A 20,825-nucleotide genomic window follows, 5' to 3' on the forward strand; every position below is an offset into this window, starting at 1 on the left:
TTCTCAACAGTCAATACAAAACCAGTTAATTTTTGTAGCATTAATTACTGGTTTTTAGCACAATTACAATTTAACATTTTTACACGTATTTTTGTTATTTTTGTATCAAATATCTCATTTTCATTTGACTATTTAACATATTTTTGTTATGATCTTATTGAGAAATCATTTAGAAAGAGGAGAAACAGACATGTCTTCAAAATCACAGAGAAGTGCAAAAATCATAGATATACTGAAGCAAAACACCACATCAACCACAAAGGAGCTGGCCACGGCTCTGGGTGTTTCTGAGATGACTGTCCGCAGGGATATTGCGGAATTGGCAAAAAAAAATATACTGGATACGTATTACGGCGGAATTGCCTTGAAATCAAATACGATTGAGAAAGAGTCTGATGAGCAGGTATACTCATTTGAGACAGAGAAAGACTTGCATTTAGAAGAAAAACTGCGCATTGCAAGGTTCGCCAGCACCATGATCGAACCCTTTGACTCCATCGCCATAGACAGTGGTACTACCTGCTGCAATATTCTCAACTATATACCCGAGGACACAGCCTGTATCATCTACACCTACTCCCTGGAGGTCATCAACCGTGTGGTGCAGATGAACAGCGATAAACTGCGCTTATTTGCCTTTGGCGGATATTATCACAGCTATATTAAAATGTTTGAGTACAATGAAATTCTGTCCACCATTGAAAAAATGCATGTGAACAAGTTATTTTTGGGAACGGTAGGCGTGAGCACAGCCTACGGGCTCTCCTGCTCCGAACCCTACGAGGTGGCGGTGCGCAAGGCTCTCATAGATATCAGTGACACGGTAATCCTTTTAGCAGACTCCTCCAAAATCGGAAAATCCTGGTTTGATCACTATGCTGACCTTGACGATGTGGACATCTTTATCACAGACTCCAATCTCTCCTCCGCTCAGAGGACAGAACTGGAGGCGCGCAAGCTGAAGCTTTATGTGGTGTAATTTCAAGAGTCTCCGCGCTTACCCTCTCTGGGAATATCGTACCTCACAATGCTGATACCAATGGAGCATAACACCAATATCTGGTTGATGACTCCTCCCATGGAACCATAGTAACCATCATAGATCAGCCATCCAACGCTGGAGGGCAGAGTCAGAAGGCGGATCTTTTTTGCATCCTTCATCCCATAGGACACGGTGGTCAGAAGCTTCCCTATGATCGCAATCAGACTCATAGGGGAGGACCAGGACAGTATCCCGGTAACCAGCATAAAGATGCAGAACACAGCCATCCACACCCTGTTGGATTTCTCCTTAATGGTACAGCGGGCATAGATCAGATTCCTAAGACAGCTGATCCAGTTCATAACCGCCCCGGTGTATGCCCCCAGGAGCAGATATTGGAAGGAAAAAAACAAATCATTTAAAAGCTTCAACACCACAATGTTCTTGCTCTTGTTGCTTTGAAAAGCGGCTGCGCCAAAGAGCAGGCCCACAATCCCCAGCGCCTGCACAAATATCCTGTTATACATCCTAATAGATCCCCCCAATGCACATGCACAAAAACGACGCAGTCCTGTCACCGCGCCGTTTTTGCGTCTTTTTTGTTATCTGTTTACTCTCTTGGCAGTATTTTTTCCACATCACTGTGAGGCCTTGGGATTACGTGAACAGCAACCAGTTCCCCCAGCTTTCCGGCCGCCTGGGCGCCAACCTCTGTGGCCGCTTTTACCGCTCCCACATCCCCCCGCACCATAACGGTTACCAGCCCGGAACCAATCTTCTCTGTCCCGATCAGACATACATCTGCGGCTTTCACCATGGTATCCGCGGCCTCAATGGCTGCTACCAGTCCTCTTGTCTCCACCATACCTAATGCTTCCTGTGTCATCTCTCATTCCTCCTGAATCTTATTTAATGACCTGTATTGTTGGGTATCCTTTCTCTACATTTCCGGTTTAAAGAGTACCTTTGTAAACACTTCAGTCCGGTTAAACATCATATCAAAGACTTCTTTGCACTCTTCCAGACGCACCCTGTGGGTGATCAGAGGATTGACGTTCATCTGACCTGTGCTCATAAATTCCAGTCCGCTCTTCCACTCATTGATGGGAAGCGGATTTATGGAGGAGTTCCAGCTTCCGTGGATGGTAAGCTCGCCCCTCAAAATAGCCTGGATCACTTTGTTGGGATAGGCAACGTCATCGTAGGTAATGCCTCCGTAGACTACCTCCCCATTTTTCTTACAGGAGGCCACTGCCTGTACGTGGGTGTATTTGCTGCCTGCAAATTCAATGGCAATGTCCACACCTTCTCCACCTGTGAGATCCTTGATGGCCTTTACCGCATCCGTATTCCTGCCGTTTATCCCTGCTGTTGCCCCCAGACGCTTTGCCAGCATCAGCTTGTCGTCCGCCACGTCCACAGCAATCACTTCCGTGCACCCCAGCGCTCTAAGCCACTGCAAACAGATATATCCGATTGCTCCCAGTCCGAACACAGCCGCGCTCTTTCCCGCCTCCAGCCTACATTTTCTCACAGCGTGGAGTCCTACGGACACGGGATCTGTGAAAGAACCTTCCTCATAGTCCACATTTGGCGGAAGCTTCAGACAGTTGGCGGACTCCACCACAATGTATTCCGCCATAGCCCCGTCCCTTCTGGAACCATAGTAGTCATAGGTATCGCAGAGATGAGACTGGCCTACCTTGCAGTACTGACACTCTCCACAGGGTATCAGGGGCATCACCGATACCCTGTCGCCCACTGTAATATTGTTTTTCACCTTGTCGCCGCACTCCAACACCTGACCTGCAAATTCGTGGCCAATAGTTGTGGGAAAATGGTAGGTTCCCTTCACCATCACTCTGGGGATATCTGATCCGCAGACTCCGCAGCTTTTTACCTTAATCAATACCTGTGTATCTTTCTCTATATGAGGTACATCCACCTCCACACACCTGATATCCTTTGGTGCAAATAACCGTACTGCCCGCATTTTCTGTGGCATGCTTGCTCACTCCTCTCAATATGTGCTATTGCTTGAGGTACCCTCAATGATTGCGATTCCCGAACTCGTTCCAAGCCGGGTTGCTCCCGCTGCAATCATGGCCTTAGCGGTCTCAGCGCCCTTGACCCCGCCCGACGCCTTCACTCCCATTTCTGGTCCCACTGTCCTGCGCATCAGAGCCACATCCTCCACAGTGGCGCCTCCTGTGGAAAATCCTGTGGATGTCTTTACAAAGTCCGCGCCCGCCTCCTTTGCGATCTGACACACCCTCACCTTTTCCTCATCCGTCAGCAGGCAGGTCTCAATGATCACTTTCACAACCGCACGGCCATGAACCGCTGTCACCAGGTCTGCAATATCTTTTCTCACAAAATTCCAGTCTCCGCTTTTGATCTTTCCCACATTGACTACCATATCCACTTCCAAAGCGCCGTTTTCAATCGCCTCATTTGCCTCAAAGACTTTCGACTTTGTTGTGGTGGCGCCGAGAGGAAAACCAATCACTGTACATACCTTCACCGAAGTACCTCTGAGTTCTTCGCAGCATAGGGGAACATATCCCGGATTTACGCAGACAGAACAAAACCTGTTATCCCTAGCCTCTTGGCAGAGCTTCCTGATCTGCTCCTCACTGGCATCCTGCTTCAGCAGTGTATGATCAATCATACCAGCGATTCCGTTAGCGGCAGCCATGGGAATTGACGTTCCCTCAGCTGACAGCTTTTTGAGAATCTCGTCTGCAATCCTGCTTACCAACTGCTCCATTTCCATATGTATTTCCTCACTTTCCATTGATAATTTATGTTTGGTAAAATCCTGCCCCATCTGCTGTGTTTAGGAGCGGGACATTACTTTTTCATTGCCTGCACACCTCTATGATCTTTTTAAAGGAATCCGCTTTTAAACTGGCTCCCCCGATCAGAAAGCCGTCCACTTCTACAATCTTTCCGATCTGCTGCGCATTTTTCTCATTTACACTGCCCCCATACAGGATGGGAAGCTCCTGCCCCAGGTAAGCCTTCATCCTCCTCTTCAGACATGCATGGGTATCTGCAATCTCATCCACTGAGGCAGTTATCCCTGTCCCTATGGCCCAGATTGGCTCATAGGCAATGTAGAGCTTCGAAAGCTGTGCTCTTGGGATTCCCTGAAGATCCCTTGTCAATTGGTTCTCCAAAACCTCTCTCCACCGCCCGCTTTGTCTCTCCACCAACTGTTCTCCTATACAGATCATCACCTGGAACCCTTCCCGGAGGGCCTTTCTTACTTTTGCATTGATGGAGGTATCTGTCTCCCCGTAATAGCTGCGCCTCTCGGAATGCCCTGCGAGCAGGCAGCTGCATCCCAATTCCCGGATCATCGGAAGGGAAATCTCCCCGGTAAAGGCTCCGCTGTCCTGTTCATGAAAATTCTGCGGCCCGAAGACAATGCGTCGTTTCACAAATTCCTCAGCTAAGACTGCCATTGTTGTATAGGGGGGAAACAGGATCACTTTGTCGTCTTCCCCTATTTCTCCCAACTCCTGCAAGAAAGCCATGCCCTCACGGACTGTCATATTCATCTTCCAATTTCCAGCTACTATCAGAGATTTCTTTTGCATATTGGAGATAACTTGTCTAATTATCTCTTCCAGCTTTTCTTTTTCCATTCTGTCCTCTCATTTATTGTTTGTTTACATTTGTTCATTATATAGTTAATTATGTTACCATGCTATAAGAATAGCATACTCCCACCCCTATGTCAAGAAAAGGAAGGAAACTTTGTACCCTATTTTCCGTACAACTTCCTTCCTCTTCACCTATTATCTGTTATGACATTGACTATTTACTGCAGTCCTTATGGTCTGAGTACCACCTTCATAGAGTGCTCCCCTCTTCCATTAAAGTCAAATGCCTTCTCCCACTGCTCCAGAGGGAAAAAATGGGATGCCACCCCCTCGGTTGGAAGCTTACCGCTGTCAATCCACTCAATGACTGTGGGAAAACAGTAGGGAGAGAGATGGGCTCCCAGCAAATCCAACTCTTTTGTATCTCCGATAATAGACCAGTCTACGGTGGTCTCACTTCCAAATACGGAAAACTCCACAAATCTGCCCAGCTTGCGCACCATGTTTAAGCCCTGTATAACGCTTTGCGGAGCGCCTGTGGCCTCCACATAGATATCGCACCCGTATCCGTCAGTCATATCCTTGACTCTCTGAACCACATCTTCCTCTGCCGGATTCATGACCATGTCGGCTCCGAATTTCTTTGCCATATCCAATCGCTCTTCCTTCAAATCCAGCACAATCAGACATTTGGGATTTCGAAGCTTTGCCACTCCCAGCATACCCATTCCCAGAGGACCTGCTCCGGAGAGGACCACCACATCCTCGTTCCCGATCTGTGCCCTGTCAATGGCATGTTTGGCACAGGCATAGGGTTCAACCAAAATGGCCTTTTCGATGGGCATCTCTTTTGGCACCTTGAACACCAGTCCCCCCTTGGCTACCTTCACATATTCGGCCATACCGCCGTTTACATTGCTCTGAAATCCATAGATATCATGTTTCTGGCACATCCAGTAATGACCTGTCCTGCAGAACCTGCACTCTCCACAAGGGGCAATCTGCTCCACAGTCACCCTGTCCCCTACCTGAACACCGTGTTTGCTGTCAGCTCCCTTTAAGACAACTTCCCCCACAAACTCATGTCCGGGGACAAAGGGCGCTTTCACCCAGGAGGGCTGATTGGCGTCTCCCCAGAACTTAGCAGCTCCATGCCATGCTTTCACGTCGCCTGCACATACTCCGCAGGCTTCCACCTTAATTAGTATCTCCTCATCGTCAATCTGAGGAACCGGAAAGTTCTCCTCCAGCTTATATTCTTCCCTGCTGTGCGCAACCAGCGCTCTCATTGTTTTTGGTATGCTCATAATACGCTCCTTTCTATCCCTCAATGGTCCATCCTTCGGATCAGTTCATCCAGTTTAAGTCCATCTTCGGGTATCCATTTTCTCCAATATTGATAAGTCTCTTTTAACTTCCCAGTGATCTCCGTGCAATACTCTGCATTGGATGCAAAGATTTCAAAGGCCAGATAGATTTCAGCAGCTCTGGGCGGCATTCCATTCACCTCTGTCTTCTCATAGGATTTGGCAATGGCCCTGAGTACTCTGTCCGGCCGGATAATGCCCTTTTGGTTGTTCGCCTCCGTAAAGGCTGCATGGGAGGCTGTAATCCCATCCGTCTGCTGCAGATGCACAATCGGGGAATAGCACCCCAGCTCCTGAAGCCAGGCATAGGGATCGGAATCCTCCGGCCCATCAGAGAACAGATACCCGTAAGCCTCCATATCCTCCAGAATCCGCTGGGCCTTTTCCCTTACGCTGCCCTGTGCCTTTTTCAGCTCACCCCACAGAATTCTGGTATGCCCTGCTCCCAGCCAAAGGCCTGGTTTTTCCTTTTTTCCATCGCAAAAGCTCTCCTCCAGCAGCTCTGAGGATGGCTTTTGAAATCTGGCCTGCCCGATCATATGTCCTACGTCAACCGTGGTGTAAATGGGCGCCCCTGTCCGGGTACAGTCTCTGAGGAAACGCCGGGTTCCCTGAATCGTCCAGGATGGCTGATGAGGCGCGTACATGGCCTCCGAGCAGAAATAAATTCCGTTTTCCGCAGCACATCTGCCGATCTTTCCAAACCGCTCCACCGCTTTTTGGTACGCCTTATGATACCGCTCCGGCTCCTGGAGGGCCTGGTCGGGGATTCCGAAAAAGGACACACCCATGTGGGATCTTCTCCTGCCCAGCCATCTGACCGCCTTTTCCATCCATTCCCTTTCCAGATAATCCGCCATCTCATCATCCGGGTGTCCCAACCCGGCTGTCCGATAGGTCTGGTATCCGGTAAAAAAGGTATCTACCCGGACTCCGCTCCTGTGCTCCTGTTCCTCCACCTGCTCAAACCACCTTTTCAAATACCAATCAGGGGAGTACAAAAAATCAATCTCATTGTCAAAACTGGCCTGGGCGCTTGTAAAGCCAATCTCTCTCGTCAAGGGCAGCCATTCCTTTGGCTGCACCCACCGTTTGATGGCAAAACAGTTGTCCAGCGTTAAGTATATCTTTGGATATTCCATGCAATCATCCCTCTACAATCTGCCTGTAACACTCTGCCAGTCCGCTCCACACCTGGGCGTCTTCGGGCTGATAGGATACCAGCTCACTATTTTGTGCGCAGAGCCTGCGCCCCTCCTCCAGAGAATCCAGCTTTCCATCCGCCATCATCTGAAAGATCAGGTTTCCGAAAGCTGTAGTCTCTGTGGGGCCTGCTACCACTGGTACTCTGACCGCATTGGCTGTGTACTGGCACACCAGCTTGTTCTGTGTACCTCCCCCCACCAGATGCAGCAGTTCCAGCGTTGCTCCCACTATATCGGTAATCCTTTCAAAACTGTATGCAAACATCAGAGCCAGACTTCGGAATATGCAGTCCGCCACTTCCCCTATGGTCTCAGGCACTTCCTGCCCTGTTTTCCTGCAGTACGCCTGTATGATCCCCGGCATGTCCGCCTGAAATTCTCCAAACCGCTCTTCGTTCACATTGATAACACACTTCATGGGTCTTGACTCTTTTGCCAGAAGAGTAATCTCATCCCACGAGATATCCCTGTCTTTTTTCCATTTATCCCTGCACTGCTGGATAATCCACAGTCCTGTTATATTTTTTATGAGCAGGTTTTTCCCGCAGGCGGCCCCTTCATTTCCAAATTCCAGTTTTACGATTTCAGGGTCCATCAGAGGCTCTCCCGTCTCCAGACCTGCCAGACACCATGTACCCAGACTCACATATCCCCAGGGCCTGTCGGTATCCCGAATCGGTATCCCCGCCACAGCAGAGGCGGTATCATGGGTGGCCGGGATGACCACAGGAATCGACTCCACCTCCAACTCCCTGCAAACTTCTTCCTTCAGCATCCCCAGGTAAGTCCCCGGTTCCGTCAGGGGATGCAGGAAATCCCTGTGCAGCCCCAGCCTGTCTAAGATTTCAGGTTCCCACTGCCTGGTTCTCTGGTTGGCCATCAGAGTCATTGTGGCGTTGCAGAATTCATTGCTGGGTTTTCCTGTCAGGAAATAGTTTAACAGATCAGGAATCATCAGCAGATATCTGCCATGCTCATATTCCACTGACCTCATCTTCATAAGGGAAAACAGTTTGTACACACCCATAATCCGGTTGCACGGTCCTCCGCTCAGCGCAAAGAGCTCTTCCTCTGAAAGTATGGCGTGAAGCTCCTCTGAGCGCTCATGCTGGTTCCTGTCCCGGTAATGGAGAGGATTTCCGATGAGCCTCCCATTCTCATCCAGCATCCCAAAATCACACCCCCAGGAGTCAATGGCCATAGAATTTACTTTTCCATATTTCTGCCAGCACTTTTGTATACCAATCTTTACCTCGGACAAGAGCCTGAGAATATCCCAGAAGTACTCCTCCTCGTTGGCGAACACGGGTCTGTTGTCAAACCGGTGGACCATATCAAACTCCACCTCATCCCCCCTGACGCTGGCCACAATCGCCCGTCCATTGCTGGCACCCAGGTCTAAAATCAGATAATGGTCTTTCATCTTCCTTCCCCCTTTTCATCAGGTATTGGTCTGTGTGCTCTTGGTCAACTGAGGCAGAAGGACTGCAATCAGAATGATAATACCCTTGATAACCAGCTGTGGATACGCGGGAACCTTCATCAGGTTCATGATATTGCTGATCAGTCCCAAGGTGTACACGCCAAACAGGGTCTTAACCACACTGCCGTTGCCTCCGTTTAAGTTCGCCCCGGCGATTACGCAGGCTGCGATGGCATCCATCTCTGTTCCGTCTCCTACCAGCGGGGAACCCACTCCTGTTCTTCCACACACAATGATGCCTGATATGGCCGCAAAGACGCTGCTCACTGCATATACGGACATCTTATATATGTTTACCCGTATACCGGACAGCCTCACCGCCTCCTCATTGGACCCCACAGCCAGAACCAGTCTGCCGTAGGTGGTATAGCGGAATACCAGAAAGATCAGGATAAACACCACTGCCATGATATAAAACTGTGTGGGCAGCCCCAGGATGTAAGATCTGGAGAACGTCAGATAAGACTGGCTCTTGATCTGAATGGATGCTCCTGCACTGATAATGTATGCAAATCCCTTGGCCACCTGCATGACTGCCAGTGTGACGACAAACGACGCCACCTTCTGATAAGCCACCATAAATCCGGATACGATCCCGCAGAGCATTCCCGCTCCCATTGCAATTAATATAGATACAAACAGTCCCTTTCCCGTATTCAGCATGTAGGCAAATACAATGTTACTTAGCGTCAGAACCGTTCCCACGGACAGGTCAATTCCACCTGTCATGATTACCATCAGCATTCCGAGACTGACAATTCCAAGGCCTGCGTTCTGTCTCAAAAGATTGGTCAGGTTCCCAGATGAAAAAAAGCTGGAACTGACGATTGACGAGATAATGAGCATCAAAATAAAAATAATGATGGTGTTATTGCGGTTAATAAAATTGAGAAAGCCTGCCTTTGTCACTTTTCCTCTCTTTGCCTGTGCTTCTTCCATGTCTATTTCCTCCTCGTTTACTCGTTCACCACACCCACGGAGTAATTGATAATCCGTGTCTGCGAAATATCTTCTTTTTCCAAAATCCCCATGGCTCTTCCCTTGTTTAAGATCAGTACACGGTCACTCATACCAATGATCTCCTCCACTTCTGAGGAGATCAGCACCACAGCAAGGCCCTCCTTTGTCAGGTCATTGATGAGGTTATAAATCTCCATCTTTGCCCCAATGTCCACACCGCGGGTGGGTTCATCCAGGATAATCACTTTGTTGTCCCCATAGAGCCATTTTGCCAGGCTGACTTTCTGCTGGTTTCCTCCGCTTAATCCCCCCACATGAATTTCCGTGCCGTCTGTCTTGATGTGCAGCTTACTGATCATCTCCCTGGTGTCCTGCTTCTCCTTTTTCTGCCTCACCACATCAAAGGGACCTCTCACCTTTTTCAGAGACGCCATGGTGGTGTTGATTCTCACGGACTGGGAGAGCAATACCCCGTGTTCCTTTCTGCTCTCCGGCAGGTAGGCAATCCCCAAACGGATGGCCTCATAGGGTGAACGCACTTTCACGGGCCTTCCATTCAGCCTTATCTCTCCGGTACAGTTCTTGTCCGCCCCGAATATGGCTCTGGCCAGCTCTGTCTTTCCAGCCCCCACCAATCCTGCAATCCCCAAAATCTCACCCGCGTGCACTTTAAAGGATACATTCTGCACATGGATGCCATTGCAAACATTGGACACCTCCAGAACCGGGGCTCCAAGTTTGATATCTCTCTTCGAAAACATGGATTCATAGCTTTGTCCAATCATTTGTTCAATGACCTGGTTCATGGTGATATTCTGGGTACGTACACTGTTTACCACTCTTCCGTCCCGCATGATGGTAATCTCATCGGATAGCAAAAAGATCTCATCCAGTCTGTGGGATATGTAGATAATGCTGACTCCCTGGTCCTTTAGCTTTCGAAGGAGAGCAAACAGATTTTCCGTCTCTTTTGGGGAGAGCACTGCAGTGGGCTCATCCAAAATCAGCACATTTACATCCTCACTCAGCGTTTTTGCGATCTCCACTACCTGCTGATAGGCAACACGCAGCTCCCCCACCTTGGCATAGGCATCGATGTCAAACCCCAGTCGGTTTAAAATTTCTTGTGCCTGCCTGTATAGCTCTTTCCAATTAATCCTTTTCCTGCCCAGGGACATCCGGTTAATAAATATATTCTCCGCAACCGTCAGGTCAGGAGCCAGGGCAAACTCCTGATAAATAATCCCCAGTCCGGCCTTGCGTATTTCAATCAGGTTGTTGCCTGAAAATTGTTTTCCATTGATAAAGATTTCCCCCTTGTCCTTCTTGTAAGCACCCGAGAGTATTTTCATCAGGGTCGACTTTCCAGCCCCATTTTGTCCCACCAGAGCATGAATCTCCCCCTCCTTCACGTTCAGAGATACATCCTGCAGAGCATGGACACCTCCAAAGCTCTTGTAAATATTTTTCAGTTCAATTCTATTTTTTTTCTGATCCGACACTCGTTTTCACCAGCCTTCCGATTTTTTCCCTGTTTTTAAGCCGAAGGAAGCGGGGTGGAGTGCTCCCCCCGCTTCCTTCTTAGAAGAAATTAAAATGTTGCATTGGGGTCATAGTAATCATCGATGTTATCGATGGTGACACAAGCTGCTGGCGTGTAAGTGTAAGCAGGGAAGTCTCCGAAGCCAGATCCGCTAAACCATTTGTCTGCCACGTCACAGGCGTACTCACCGATTTTTGTGGGGCTGTTTGTACCAGTACATCCGTATTTGCCTTCTTTGATCAGTTCAAATGCTTCTTTCTGCCCGTCCGCACATGCGGCAATCAGTTTATCCTGCAGCATATTGTGCTCCTCCAGCACCTGCATCGCTGCCATTGTCATAACGTCCGCCTCTGAGAGCAGTACGTTAAATTCCTCATTCAGCGCTACAATATCTTCCATTGCGGTGACCGCATTGTCCTCCGCCCAGTTGTCGCAGTATCCCTGTGCAATGATTTCCAGATTTACCTCACCCTCTGACGCCAGCTGTTCCTCAATAATTCCGGCGATCATGCCGTCCCTGCGGTTTAAGGAGTTGATGGTTCCCATCTGCCCGCTGATAAGCGCTGCCTTGATGGGTTTGCCCTTCATCTGCTGTGCCACCCATTTGCCGCAGACAAATCCGTTCCCGTAATTGTCTGCCTGTACGCAGGTCAGGACTTTTGCATCACTGTCCAGCGCATTGTCTATGGCGATGACCGGAATGTTTTCCTCATCTCTCAGACGGTTGATGGTGGTGGTCAGTATGGAGGTATCATAGGAGTTACACAGGATCACATCGCAGCCCTGGGTCACCAGATCCTCCATATCGCTGATCTGCTTATTGGAATCTCCCTGCGCATCCAAAACCACACACTCCCACCCCTTCTCATCACAGATCGACTGCACGGTATCACGGATGGTCACATAGAATGGAATGACAATGCTGACCATGGAGATCCCCACCGTAAACTTGTCTCCGCTCCTGGGTGTTCTGGTCCCACCCTCCTTTACTGTGCCGGATTCCCCTGCACTTGCCTGCTCGCTCCCTCCTGTGGTGCATCCCCCCAGCGCTGTTGCAGCCAAAGCCAGTGCCAGCACCATTGCCAATCCCTTTCTTGTTTTTTTCATATCCTTTCTCCTTTCAATTTTTATAAAAATATACCTTCTCCGTATATTTCTATCTCACCTCTGTGGGGGAAACTCCGGGCCGCCGGCTAAGTAGTCCGTACTGTACTCCCCAGCCTGATATTCCCTGACAATCCTCCCGTCCGCAAGTTCCAAAACCCGGTCCGCACAGTGGCAGACTGTATCCGGGTCATCTGAACACATCAAAACTGCTATTCCCTGTTGTGCTGCCTCCAGCAGCACTCTTTGTATTTCTCCGGAGGACTGGTTGTCTGCCCCCTCAGTAGGATTGATGACAATCATAATCCTCGGTGCCGTCATCAGACATTTTGCCAGCAGTACCTTCTGCCTGCTCCCCTTACTCACAAAACGGACTTTCCGGTCCATGAGATCTTCTATGTAAAGCTTCTCAGCCTGCAGCTTTACAGCGTTTTCCTCTACTCTTTTCTTGATCACTCCGCAGATATTCACCTTGTTCAGTACACCTATTGAGATATTCTCCTTGACCGTCATGTTCTCGATCAGGCCTCTCTGCTTCCTGTTCTGCGGCATATAGCTAATGCGGTGGCGTTTTCCCTCCAGTGGTGACTTTAAGGAAACCTGCTGTCCCCGGATACGGATTTCCCCGCCCAGGACCGGACGCAGCCCGTACAGACTCTCCATCAGCTCCTTTTTACCATGTCCTGTCAGGGCCAGTATTTCCCCCTCATGGATGTCAAAGGACACATCCTTTGTCTTTGTTCCTGCCTTCAAATGCTCCACTTGCATGATAACTTTCCGTTCTCTCTCCACCTTCTCTTTTCGGGGCAGCTGTGGCCCCCCTAGAAGATGTCGGATGAGATCTCCCTTTGTAAATTCTCCCCTGCGCAGTGTGTAGCAGGTATTTCCCTGGCGCATCACTGTAATCCGGTCAGCAAGCTCAAAGGCCTCTTCCAGTTTATTGGTAATGATAAAAACAGTGATTCCCTCTTCCTTCAGACGCTGGATGGATCTTTTTGACTGTCCGATCTCCTCGGACGTCATCGTTTCCATAAATTCATCCAAAATAATAAAACTTGCTCCTGAGGACAGCTCCCTGGCTAACTCCACGCTTTTTTTCTGAGCGGTGTTCAGCTTTTCTTCCGGGGTGTCCGGTTCCACATCCCCTATCCCAACCATATCCAGGTAGTGTCTGGCCTTGATATTCTCGGATTTCCGGTTCCAGATCCATCTGTTTGCCCGGTTGTTCAGGAGAAAAATATTTTCCGCCACGGTCATAGAGGGCACATACCGGACATCCTGGCTGACATATCCGATTCCCAAAGCCTTCATGGCTGCAGGTCCTCCATAATTGATCCTCTTTTCCTTAAAATAAATTTCTCCGGAGTCCCACTGCATATTTCCATTCAGAGTCTGCACCAGTGTTGTCTTTCCGGTTCCATTTCGCCCGATTAAGACATGGATTTCCCCTGCATAAAAGGTCATATTGATATGGGACAGCACCGTATCCCTCCGTATTTTCTTGCAAAGGTTTTTTATCCTCAGTATCTCGCTTTTCATAAGAGCCTCCTTTGTGTTTTTTATTATATCACACAAATTAATGCAGCCCTATTTTGACTATATGTCTCTATTCCTCTGCTTGACATTATCTATTTTGTATATTAAACTGTTTCCTAAGTTGTTTCCATTATACTAATCGCACAACTGTATAACAATGGCGTACTTTTCAGAAAAGGATGTCTCTTTTAAGGAATTAGAGACTTGTGACAGGAGGAGCCCCCTATGCTTAAGGTAATTGTAATTGACGATGAACCCATGATTGCCCAGATGATCGTACATACCATAAACTGGAAACAGCTGGATATGGCAATGTCAGGTCTGGCTTCAGATGGAGAGGAGGGAGAGCATCTGATTCTTCAGATAGAACCGGATATTGTGATTACTGATGTCCGTATGCCGATTATTGATGGAATAGAATTGATCAAGAGAATCCGAAACAACACGATTCTAAAGAATCAGCCGCACTTTATCATCATCAGCGGCTACGATGATTTTCAGTACGCGCAGTCCGCCCTCCGTTTTGGAGTGACAGATTACATACTCAAACCCTACGATGAGGAGTATCTGACAGAGATTCTGAAAAAACTTGGCTGCAAAATATCGCTGGAGCTTCATCAGCAAATGGACGCCAACCATATGCGCAGCATGTTAAATACCAGCCTGGAGAAACTCCAGAAAAACTTGTTCACCGACTTCTTCCGGCGCAGCTGCAGTTTTTCTTCCTTGGAAAACTTCAACAGGGAACTTTCCTGTTCTTTCTCGGAGCAGGATTTTACCGTAGTCATCCTAAAGGTATTTCAGTCCACCGGTCTGTGCACAGATCAGCCTCTGCTTGATGAACTCCAAAAGCAGATGGTTTCGCTCTATCCCCTCGGAGAGCAAACCGGCTTTTTCTGTTTCTGTATGGAAACACAGATTTGCATGGTGATCAATCACCGTCCCTCCCAAAAGGCCCGGGTCTGTCAGGGTATAAGAACGGTCTTTGAATCACTCTTGGGAGATGAGCGCATCAAATGGCAGACTTCTATCAGCATGGGCTATGCCTCTTGCTCCGCATTTTCTCAACTTAATGACACCTACGACCATGCAGCCACTGCCTGTGACTGCTTTCTTCTCTACTCCGTGAACCGCTGCTTTTGTTATGATGAGCTTACTTTTTCCCCACAGCCCGATTCTGTTTTCCTGCGGGGAAGCCAAAAGACTGCTCTGATGCACGCCTTTGAATGTATGGACCGGGAGCGCATCGGACTGTACATCTCGGAGTTCTTTACTCTCTTAGATACAAGTCCTCCCTATGCGCCTGATGTCTGGTATTCCCTCTGTGATGAAATAACACGATTGTTTATCAGCTACCTGGCAAAGGCAGATCCCTTTCTGGGCCAGAAAACAGATCTGTCCGCCCTCCGCCACTGTACTAAAAAATGTTTCTCCGCCCAGGATTTCCCTCTGGTTCTCACCAAATGCATGGACACTCTCCTGAAGGAGATCACCGCTGAAAAAAGTCAGGAGCCAAACGGCCCTATTGCTCTTTCTCTGGATTATATCCACCGCAACTACAACCAGACGCTACGTCTGAGCGATGTGGCAAGCTATGTGTATTTGACCCCTCAATATTTCAGCGAGCTGTTCAAAAAGGAGGTGGGACAGAATTTTATTGACTACCTGGCCAATTACCGAATTGAGATTGCAAAACAGTATCTGATCACACCAGGGGAAAAGATCAAGGATATCGGGGCAAAAGTCGGCTACACGGATTCCAAGTCCTTCAGCCAGGTGTTCAAAAAGCATGTGGGACTGACTCCCCAGGAGTACCGGAAACTCTATCTTTAGGCAAAGGAGCGTACAGATGAATATTTTTAAAAAATATTTCAACAGTCTTAAAGAAAAATACAGCCACAAAAGTCTTTTTTACGCTTTTACCATTTTCTTGTCCCTGCTCCTTGTGCTCTTTGGCAGCTTTGGAATCATCTCCTATCAGATTTTGAAACAAAGTGAAGAGACACGCATCCACAAGGAGCGCACCTGTCTGCTTCTCTCAACTGCTCTGGATGCCCAGACACTGGCCGGTACCAGGAATCAGGACTTTTCCTCAGCACAGTTTGAAACCTCTTTGCCAAAGGACTGCCTCCAGCTCTGGATCAAGGATGCCTCCAATAAGATTGTTTATTTTACGGATCAAAGCTCCCTCCAGCTTTTGGACAATATCTTTGAAAAAAGTCCCCACTGCGATCTTCCAGAGATCCATGGGGACTATACCGCCTCCAAAAACTACGTGTTCTATTCCATTCCGCTCTCCGGAGGCTGTACTCTTCAGTTTGCTTTTCCCAACGCCCCAGGCCGGCTTTCCCCATACCAAGCGCTTTTTTGGGGCGTCATTTTATCGTTAGTTTTGTCCGCTGCACTCCTCTTCTGGTACTTTACAAGACGTGTTTATCAGCCCCTGATAAAGATCGAACATGCCATCAACATGGAGGAGGACGGCGAACTTACCTTTGACCTCTCCTCCTCAGAGAACAGCGATCTGTATCCCCTGGCAGACAAACTAAACCGTATGTTTGAACACATCAAAAATCTGCTGAACCAAAAGTACAGCCTGGACCTTTTGTACAAACAGGCAGAAATCAATGCTCTGCAAAGCCAGATCAACCCGCATTTTCTCTACAACACTCTTGACTCCATCCGGGGGCTTGCACTGATGCAGAACTCTCTGGAAATCGCCAACCTCCTCAAATCCCTATCAAATATCTTCCGGTACAGCATCAGCAATAAACAAGATGTAGTCACACTGACCGAGGAGTTAAACCACTTAAATAATTATCTTACCATCCAGCAGTACCGCTTTCAGGACAAGTTTGAGTTTGTAACAGAATTTGACGAACCTCCTGAGCGGTTCCTTACCTGCCAGATTCCAAAGCTGACAGTACAGCCCATTGTGGAAAACGCTATCTTCCATGGCCTGGAGACAAAACGCGGCAGGGGGATCATTCATTTCTACATCTACCGGACTGCCTCCAGGCTCATCATTGAGATTAAGGACAATGGAAACGGAATGGACGATGAGACTCTGCGCAGACTCAATGAAAAGCTGAACTCCCCGGCTGATCCCAATGCTTCACCTGTAGGAGCCCACAGAAGCATTGCCCTGCAGAATGTAAATCAGAGAATTCAGCTCTCTTACGGGGACGACTATGGACTTACTATCTTCAGCACATTGAGCGTGGGAACCACTGTACAGATCCAGCTCCCCTATCTCCCCTCCTGCCAAGACGCAAAAACACCGCAGAATCCATAATGTTCTGCGGTGTTTTTGAGATTTAAAATTCTACCTGGACGACACAGTCCTCAAAGTTCTTTACCACAATATCGTTGTGGTAAATGCGTTCCGGCAGGCCAATCAGGATACTGGCCTGTTCGCTGTCTACGGGGTAAAGTACGTCATGCCAGGTTCCGGGATGAAGGCAGACCATCGTTCCCTTTGGAATGAGAAATGCCTCCGCCTCCCGGGCTGCAATCTCTCCTCCATTGGGCGGGGCGCACACCAGGACCACATCTGCGTCCATAGGCATTTGAATCTCCGCTGTGTAGTCATGGTACTCCATTCCTTTTACAATAAACTCCTCATTTTTTCTCACGGTCAGCGACGAACAGCAAAAAGTCTGCGGGGTGGCCGGGAACCGTATCCTATCCCGATAGAACTTGTGATACTCCCCCTCCAGGTAATATCCCCGGGGATTCATCATATCTGCATAGGTACCGTAATCTTTAAATGCTTCCAGGCTCAACGGCTTTGCCTTCACTTTTCTGGTTTCCATTGTAAAACCATCCTTTCCCTTTTTATTACCCAATACCCCATTCCAATCATTTCTTCTGTCTCTTACGCTAACATAACTCTTTTTTTTAGTCAAGAGTAACTATTCCATGTTCCTTGACTTATTTTAAAATATATGTTAATTTATTATCAGTTTTTTACATTTGTTAATCATTATTATCATTTGTTCTTAAGATGGGAGAATCAGAAAGATGAGCTATCGTGAACTATATCAGCCGGCCCACACTTTGATTGGCAAAGGCTGCATCCATGAAATCCCGAGATATATTGACAAAATATCCGGCAGAAAGGCCCTGGTGGTCACAGATCAGGGGCTTATCAAGAGCCGAATCCCACTGTCTCTATCGTAGAGGAGGCATACCGTTTTTATGCTCAGAATAACTGTGATTACATCATCGGGATCGGCGGGGGCTCATCTTTGGATGTCTCAAAAGCCATCAGCATCCTAGGCGCAAATGGGGGCAGCATCCTGGACTACAATGGCTTGGACAAGTCAAAAAAAGCCGGCGCCGCTCACAGCCTCCACCGGGATGGATGCTCTGACCCACGCCATAGAAGCCTATGTTGCCAAATCACATTTTCCGTTCACAGACGGCATTGCGCTTCAGGCCATCCGTCTGGTGGGGAAATCCCTGGAGCGCGCTGTCCGGGATGGCCATGACATTGACGCCCGGACAGATATGTGCTGGGCCGAATACATGGCCGGACTGGCTTTCTCCAACTCAGGTCTTGGCATGGTACACGCAATGGCTCATCAGCTCGGGGGCTTTTACAATACACCCCACGGAGTGGCAAACGCCATTTTACTTCCCTATGTCATGAGATACAATGCCCCTTCCTGCAAAGAACGATATGCAGATGTGGCCCAGGCTTTTGGTGCAGATATCTCAAAAATGACAGCAGACCAGGCCTCCAACAAAGCGATTGCTTACATAAAGGATCTATCCCGGCGAATATCCATACCTAAGCTAAGTTCCACTGCGTTCAAACCATCGGATGTGGTGACACTGTCTCTGCATGCCTTAGACGACACAGGGATGCCAGAAAATCCCAGAGAGGCATCCCTTGTAGATGTGCAAAAAGTCTATATGAACGCTTACTACGAGCAGTAGCCTACATTCTGTCCAGCCGGTTCAATACCCACTCGGCGGTATCTTCATTTGTGATCAGCACATTGACGATGCCGCCGTTTAACGCACCGCAGATAGACTCCACCTTACTGACACCCTGTGCTACGCCGATCCTGTATTCCTTTTGTCTGATCACATCCAGCGGAACCGCCATAGTCCGCTCATCCAGTTCTCTGTCACAGATGTTCCCGTGAATGTCAATGATATGGGAGCAGATATCCCCCACAGCGCCCATACCCAAGAGCCGCTCCATCTGCTCATACTCCAGGTAGCCGGCGCGCACCAGAGCGCTTCTGACTCCAAATGCCCCCATAGTGACCAACGCAATATTGGCATCATACCCATACTGCAAAATCTTTGCCATATGGTGATCTTCTCTGAGCATATCCACCATCTTCTTATTATCCAGCACCGCCGGAAGCGGAAGCAGGAAGGAGGAGCATCCCAGGGCCACTGAAAAGTTATCGGCGATCTCAGCCGTATACACCTTTTTGTTCAGGTTGCTTGTGCCTCCGCACAGCTGGACGGAAACCAGATCCTTCAGATCCTGACGTTCCATCAGAACTTTAGAGCATTCATAGATCGTCTCCCCCCAGGAAGTCCCGATCATATCCCCGTCCCTTAAGATACCGTCCAGGTATCTGGCAGCCTCAAGCCCCAGCCTGAAGAGCGCGTTACCCTCGGTTCCTCTCGGCACAATGATGACTTTCTTCAGCCCAAAGCGCTCCCTTATCTTTTTTTCCAGGACTGTCTCCACACTCAGGGGATCAATCACCTGTACCCTCACAATACCCGCCGCCTTTGCCTCATTTAAGAGTTTAGAGATGTAGGGCCGCGAGAGATTCAATGTCTTGGCCACCATCTCCTGGCTGTAGTCATTCTCATAATACAGCTTCGCCACCTGAACCAACAATTTAATTTTTTTGTAGTCTTCCATTTAACTAAGACCTCCAATTTCTTCTCAAAAACAGCGCAGAATAAGAATTCTGCGCTGCTGTCTGATATTCTTTAGTTGTTGATCAGCTTGTCCTCATCGCTCCAGCTATACAGCTTGCGAACCTCAGCGCCCACCAGCTCTGAAGGATGCTCTGCAGCTTTCTTTCTCATTGCACGGAAATGAGCCTGTCCGCCTGCGGGTGACATATCGAGAAGGAAGTCTTTTGCAAAGGTACCATCCTGGATATCGGAGAGGATCTTCTTCATTGCCTTCTTGGTATCCTCTGTGATGATCTTGGAGCCGGTGATGTAGTCACCGTACTCAGCGGTGTTGGAGATGGAGTATCTCATTCCCGCAAAGCCTGACTGGTAGATCAGGTCAACGATCAGCTTCATCTCATGGATACACTCAAAATATGCATTTCTTGCATCGTACCCAGCCTCAACCAGTGTCTCAAATCCAGCCTGCATCAGAGCACACACACCGCCGCACAGAACAGCCTGCTCACCAAAGAGGTCTGTCTCTGTCTCTGTTCTGAAAGTAGTCTCCAGCACACCTGCCCTTGCGCCACCGATTGCCAGAGCGTAAGCCAAAGCGGTATCCAATGCCTTGCCCGTAGCATCCTGCTCCACAGCCACCAGACAGGGAACACCCTTGCCCACCTGGTATTCACTTCTCACGGTATGACCTGGACCCTTAGGTGCGATCATGGCAACGTCCACGTTCTTAGGCGGTACGATCTGTCCGAAATGGATCGCAAAGCCATGGGCAAACATCAGCATGTTGCCTTCCTCTAAGTTTGGCTCAATGTCATTCCTGTACATTGCAGCCTGCTTCTCATCGTTGATCAGAATCATGATGATATCTGCTCTCTTAGCAGCCTCTGCTGCTGTATAAACTTCAAATCCCTGAGCCTCAGCTTTTGCCCATGATTTGCTGCCCTCATAGAGACCGATAATGACATTGCAGCCCGACTCTTTCGCATTTAACGCATGTGCGTGTCCCTGGCTGCCGTAACCGATTACGGCGATTGTCTTTCCCTCCAATAAGGCGAGGTTACAGTCTTCCTGATAGTAAATTTTTGCTGCCATTTTTTTATCCTCCATATGAAATCTATTTATTGTTTTGTAGTAAC

At 48.6% G+C, this 20,825-nt stretch carries 20 protein-coding genes and 1 pseudogene; 6 read left to right on the plus strand and 15 right to left on the minus strand.

Annotation, left to right across the window (positions count from 1 at the left end; translation table 11 throughout):
- The first annotated feature begins 190 nt into the window (after positions 1–190).
- A complete protein-coding gene (locus AC0THY_RS15210; RefSeq protein ID WP_489991448.1) occupies positions 191–979 on the plus strand; it encodes a DeoR/GlpR family DNA-binding transcription regulator in 789 nt (262 codons plus the stop codon).
- 2 nt (positions 980–981) lie between these two features.
- Here the strand turns inward: AC0THY_RS15210 and AC0THY_RS15215 are convergent, their stop codons facing one another.
- From AC0THY_RS15215 to AC0THY_RS15270, 12 genes are all read right to left on the minus strand, one after another.
- Complete coding sequence (locus AC0THY_RS15215; protein ID WP_489991449.1) at positions 982–1,509, minus strand: YgjV family protein; 528 nt, start codon at positions 1,507–1,509, stop codon at positions 982–984.
- Between the two features lie 83 nt (positions 1,510–1,592).
- Positions 1,593–1,868, minus strand: a complete 276-nt coding sequence (locus tag AC0THY_RS15220; RefSeq protein WP_489991450.1) for a BMC domain-containing protein — start codon at positions 1,866–1,868, stop codon at positions 1,593–1,595.
- A gap of 54 nt (positions 1,869–1,922) precedes the next feature.
- The gene (locus AC0THY_RS15225) at positions 1,923–2,987 is read right to left on the minus strand and encodes a galactitol-1-phosphate 5-dehydrogenase (protein ID WP_489991451.1); all 1,065 of its coding nucleotides are present in this window, start codon (positions 2,985–2,987) and stop codon (positions 1,923–1,925) included.
- A gap of 15 nt (positions 2,988–3,002) precedes the next feature.
- Positions 3,003–3,680, minus strand: coding sequence for a deoxyribose-phosphate aldolase (gene deoC, locus AC0THY_RS15230; protein WP_489994205.1), 678 nt, complete (start codon positions 3,678–3,680; stop codon positions 3,003–3,005).
- A 163-nt stretch (positions 3,681–3,843) separates the two neighbouring features.
- The gene (gene tpiA, locus AC0THY_RS15235) at positions 3,844–4,635 is read right to left on the minus strand and encodes a triose-phosphate isomerase (protein WP_489991452.1); all 792 of its coding nucleotides are present in this window, start codon (positions 4,633–4,635) and stop codon (positions 3,844–3,846) included.
- A 188-nt stretch (positions 4,636–4,823) separates the two neighbouring features.
- Positions 4,824–5,900: an alcohol dehydrogenase catalytic domain-containing protein gene (locus tag AC0THY_RS15240; RefSeq protein ID WP_489991453.1), complete on the minus strand. Its 1,077-nt coding sequence runs from the start codon at positions 5,898–5,900 to the stop codon at positions 4,824–4,826.
- Positions 5,901–5,920: 20 nt separating this feature from the next.
- A complete protein-coding gene (locus tag AC0THY_RS15245; RefSeq protein ID WP_489991454.1) occupies positions 5,921–7,102 on the minus strand; it encodes a TIM barrel protein in 1,182 nt (393 codons plus the stop codon).
- A gap of 4 nt (positions 7,103–7,106) precedes the next feature.
- The gene (locus tag AC0THY_RS15250) at positions 7,107–8,588 is read right to left on the minus strand and encodes a rhamnulokinase (protein ID WP_489991455.1); all 1,482 of its coding nucleotides are present in this window, start codon (positions 8,586–8,588) and stop codon (positions 7,107–7,109) included.
- 18 nt (positions 8,589–8,606) lie between these two features.
- Entirely contained in the window at positions 8,607–9,587 is a 981-nt protein-coding gene (locus AC0THY_RS15255; RefSeq protein ID WP_489991456.1) for an ABC transporter permease, read from the minus strand.
- A 17-nt stretch (positions 9,588–9,604) separates the two neighbouring features.
- Positions 9,605–11,110, minus strand: a complete 1,506-nt coding sequence (locus AC0THY_RS15260; RefSeq protein WP_489991457.1) for a sugar ABC transporter ATP-binding protein — start codon at positions 11,108–11,110, stop codon at positions 9,605–9,607.
- Between the two features lie 89 nt (positions 11,111–11,199).
- On the minus strand, positions 11,200–12,258 hold the full coding sequence (locus AC0THY_RS15265) for a substrate-binding domain-containing protein (protein ID WP_489991458.1): 1,059 nt from the start codon (positions 12,256–12,258) through the stop codon (positions 11,200–11,202).
- A gap of 54 nt (positions 12,259–12,312) precedes the next feature.
- Positions 12,313–13,794 carry an ATP-binding cassette domain-containing protein gene (locus tag AC0THY_RS15270; RefSeq protein ID WP_489991459.1) on the minus strand — a complete coding sequence of 494 codons (1,482 nt, stop codon included), beginning with the start codon at positions 13,792–13,794 and terminating at the stop codon, positions 12,313–12,315.
- A 222-nt stretch (positions 13,795–14,016) separates the two neighbouring features.
- Between AC0THY_RS15270 and AC0THY_RS15275 the strand changes: the two genes are divergently transcribed.
- Together AC0THY_RS15275 and AC0THY_RS15280 are read left to right on the plus strand one after the other, a co-directional pair.
- Positions 14,017–15,624 carry a response regulator transcription factor gene (locus AC0THY_RS15275; protein WP_489991460.1) on the plus strand — a complete coding sequence of 536 codons (1,608 nt, stop codon included), beginning with the start codon at positions 14,017–14,019 and terminating at the stop codon, positions 15,622–15,624.
- 16 nt (positions 15,625–15,640) lie between these two features.
- Complete coding sequence (locus AC0THY_RS15280; RefSeq protein ID WP_489991461.1) at positions 15,641–17,086, plus strand: sensor histidine kinase; 1,446 nt, start codon at positions 15,641–15,643, stop codon at positions 17,084–17,086.
- Between the two features lie 22 nt (positions 17,087–17,108).
- On the opposite strand, the gene AC0THY_RS15285 is transcribed toward AC0THY_RS15280, so the two are convergent.
- Positions 17,109–17,606, minus strand: a complete 498-nt coding sequence (locus AC0THY_RS15285) for an ureidoglycolate lyase (RefSeq protein WP_489991462.1) — start codon at positions 17,604–17,606, stop codon at positions 17,109–17,111.
- 208 nt (positions 17,607–17,814) lie between these two features.
- Here AC0THY_RS15285 and AC0THY_RS15290 point away from each other — a divergent pair, with 208 nt between their 5' ends.
- From AC0THY_RS15290 to AC0THY_RS15300, 3 genes and pseudogenes are all read left to right on the plus strand, one after another.
- Positions 17,815–17,973 (plus strand): hypothetical protein, encoded by a 159-nt coding sequence (locus AC0THY_RS15290; RefSeq protein WP_489991463.1) that lies wholly within the window; start codon positions 17,815–17,817, stop codon positions 17,971–17,973.
- A pseudogene (locus AC0THY_RS15295) lies at positions 17,967–18,065 on the plus strand (iron-containing alcohol dehydrogenase); the annotation flags it as partial. The gene AC0THY_RS15290 and the pseudogene AC0THY_RS15295, both read left to right, overlap by 7 nt.
- Positions 18,066–18,102: 37 nt before the next feature.
- Positions 18,103–18,735 (plus strand): dehydroquinate synthase/iron-containing alcohol dehydrogenase family protein, encoded by a 633-nt coding sequence (locus AC0THY_RS15300; RefSeq protein ID WP_489991464.1) that lies wholly within the window; start codon positions 18,103–18,105, stop codon positions 18,733–18,735.
- A gap of 1 nt (position 18,736) precedes the next feature.
- Here the strand turns inward: AC0THY_RS15300 and AC0THY_RS15305 are convergent, their stop codons facing one another.
- Together AC0THY_RS15305 and ilvC are read right to left on the minus strand one after the other, a co-directional pair.
- Complete coding sequence (locus AC0THY_RS15305) at positions 18,737–19,690, minus strand: sugar-binding transcriptional regulator (protein ID WP_489991465.1); 954 nt, start codon at positions 19,688–19,690, stop codon at positions 18,737–18,739.
- Between the two features lie 71 nt (positions 19,691–19,761).
- Complete coding sequence (gene ilvC, locus AC0THY_RS15310) at positions 19,762–20,811, minus strand: ketol-acid reductoisomerase (RefSeq protein ID WP_489994206.1); 1,050 nt, start codon at positions 20,809–20,811, stop codon at positions 19,762–19,764.
- Between the last annotated feature and the right edge of the window lie 14 nt (positions 20,812–20,825).

It is taken from the genome of Ruminococcus sp. 8Y-12, from assembly GCF_058119865.1.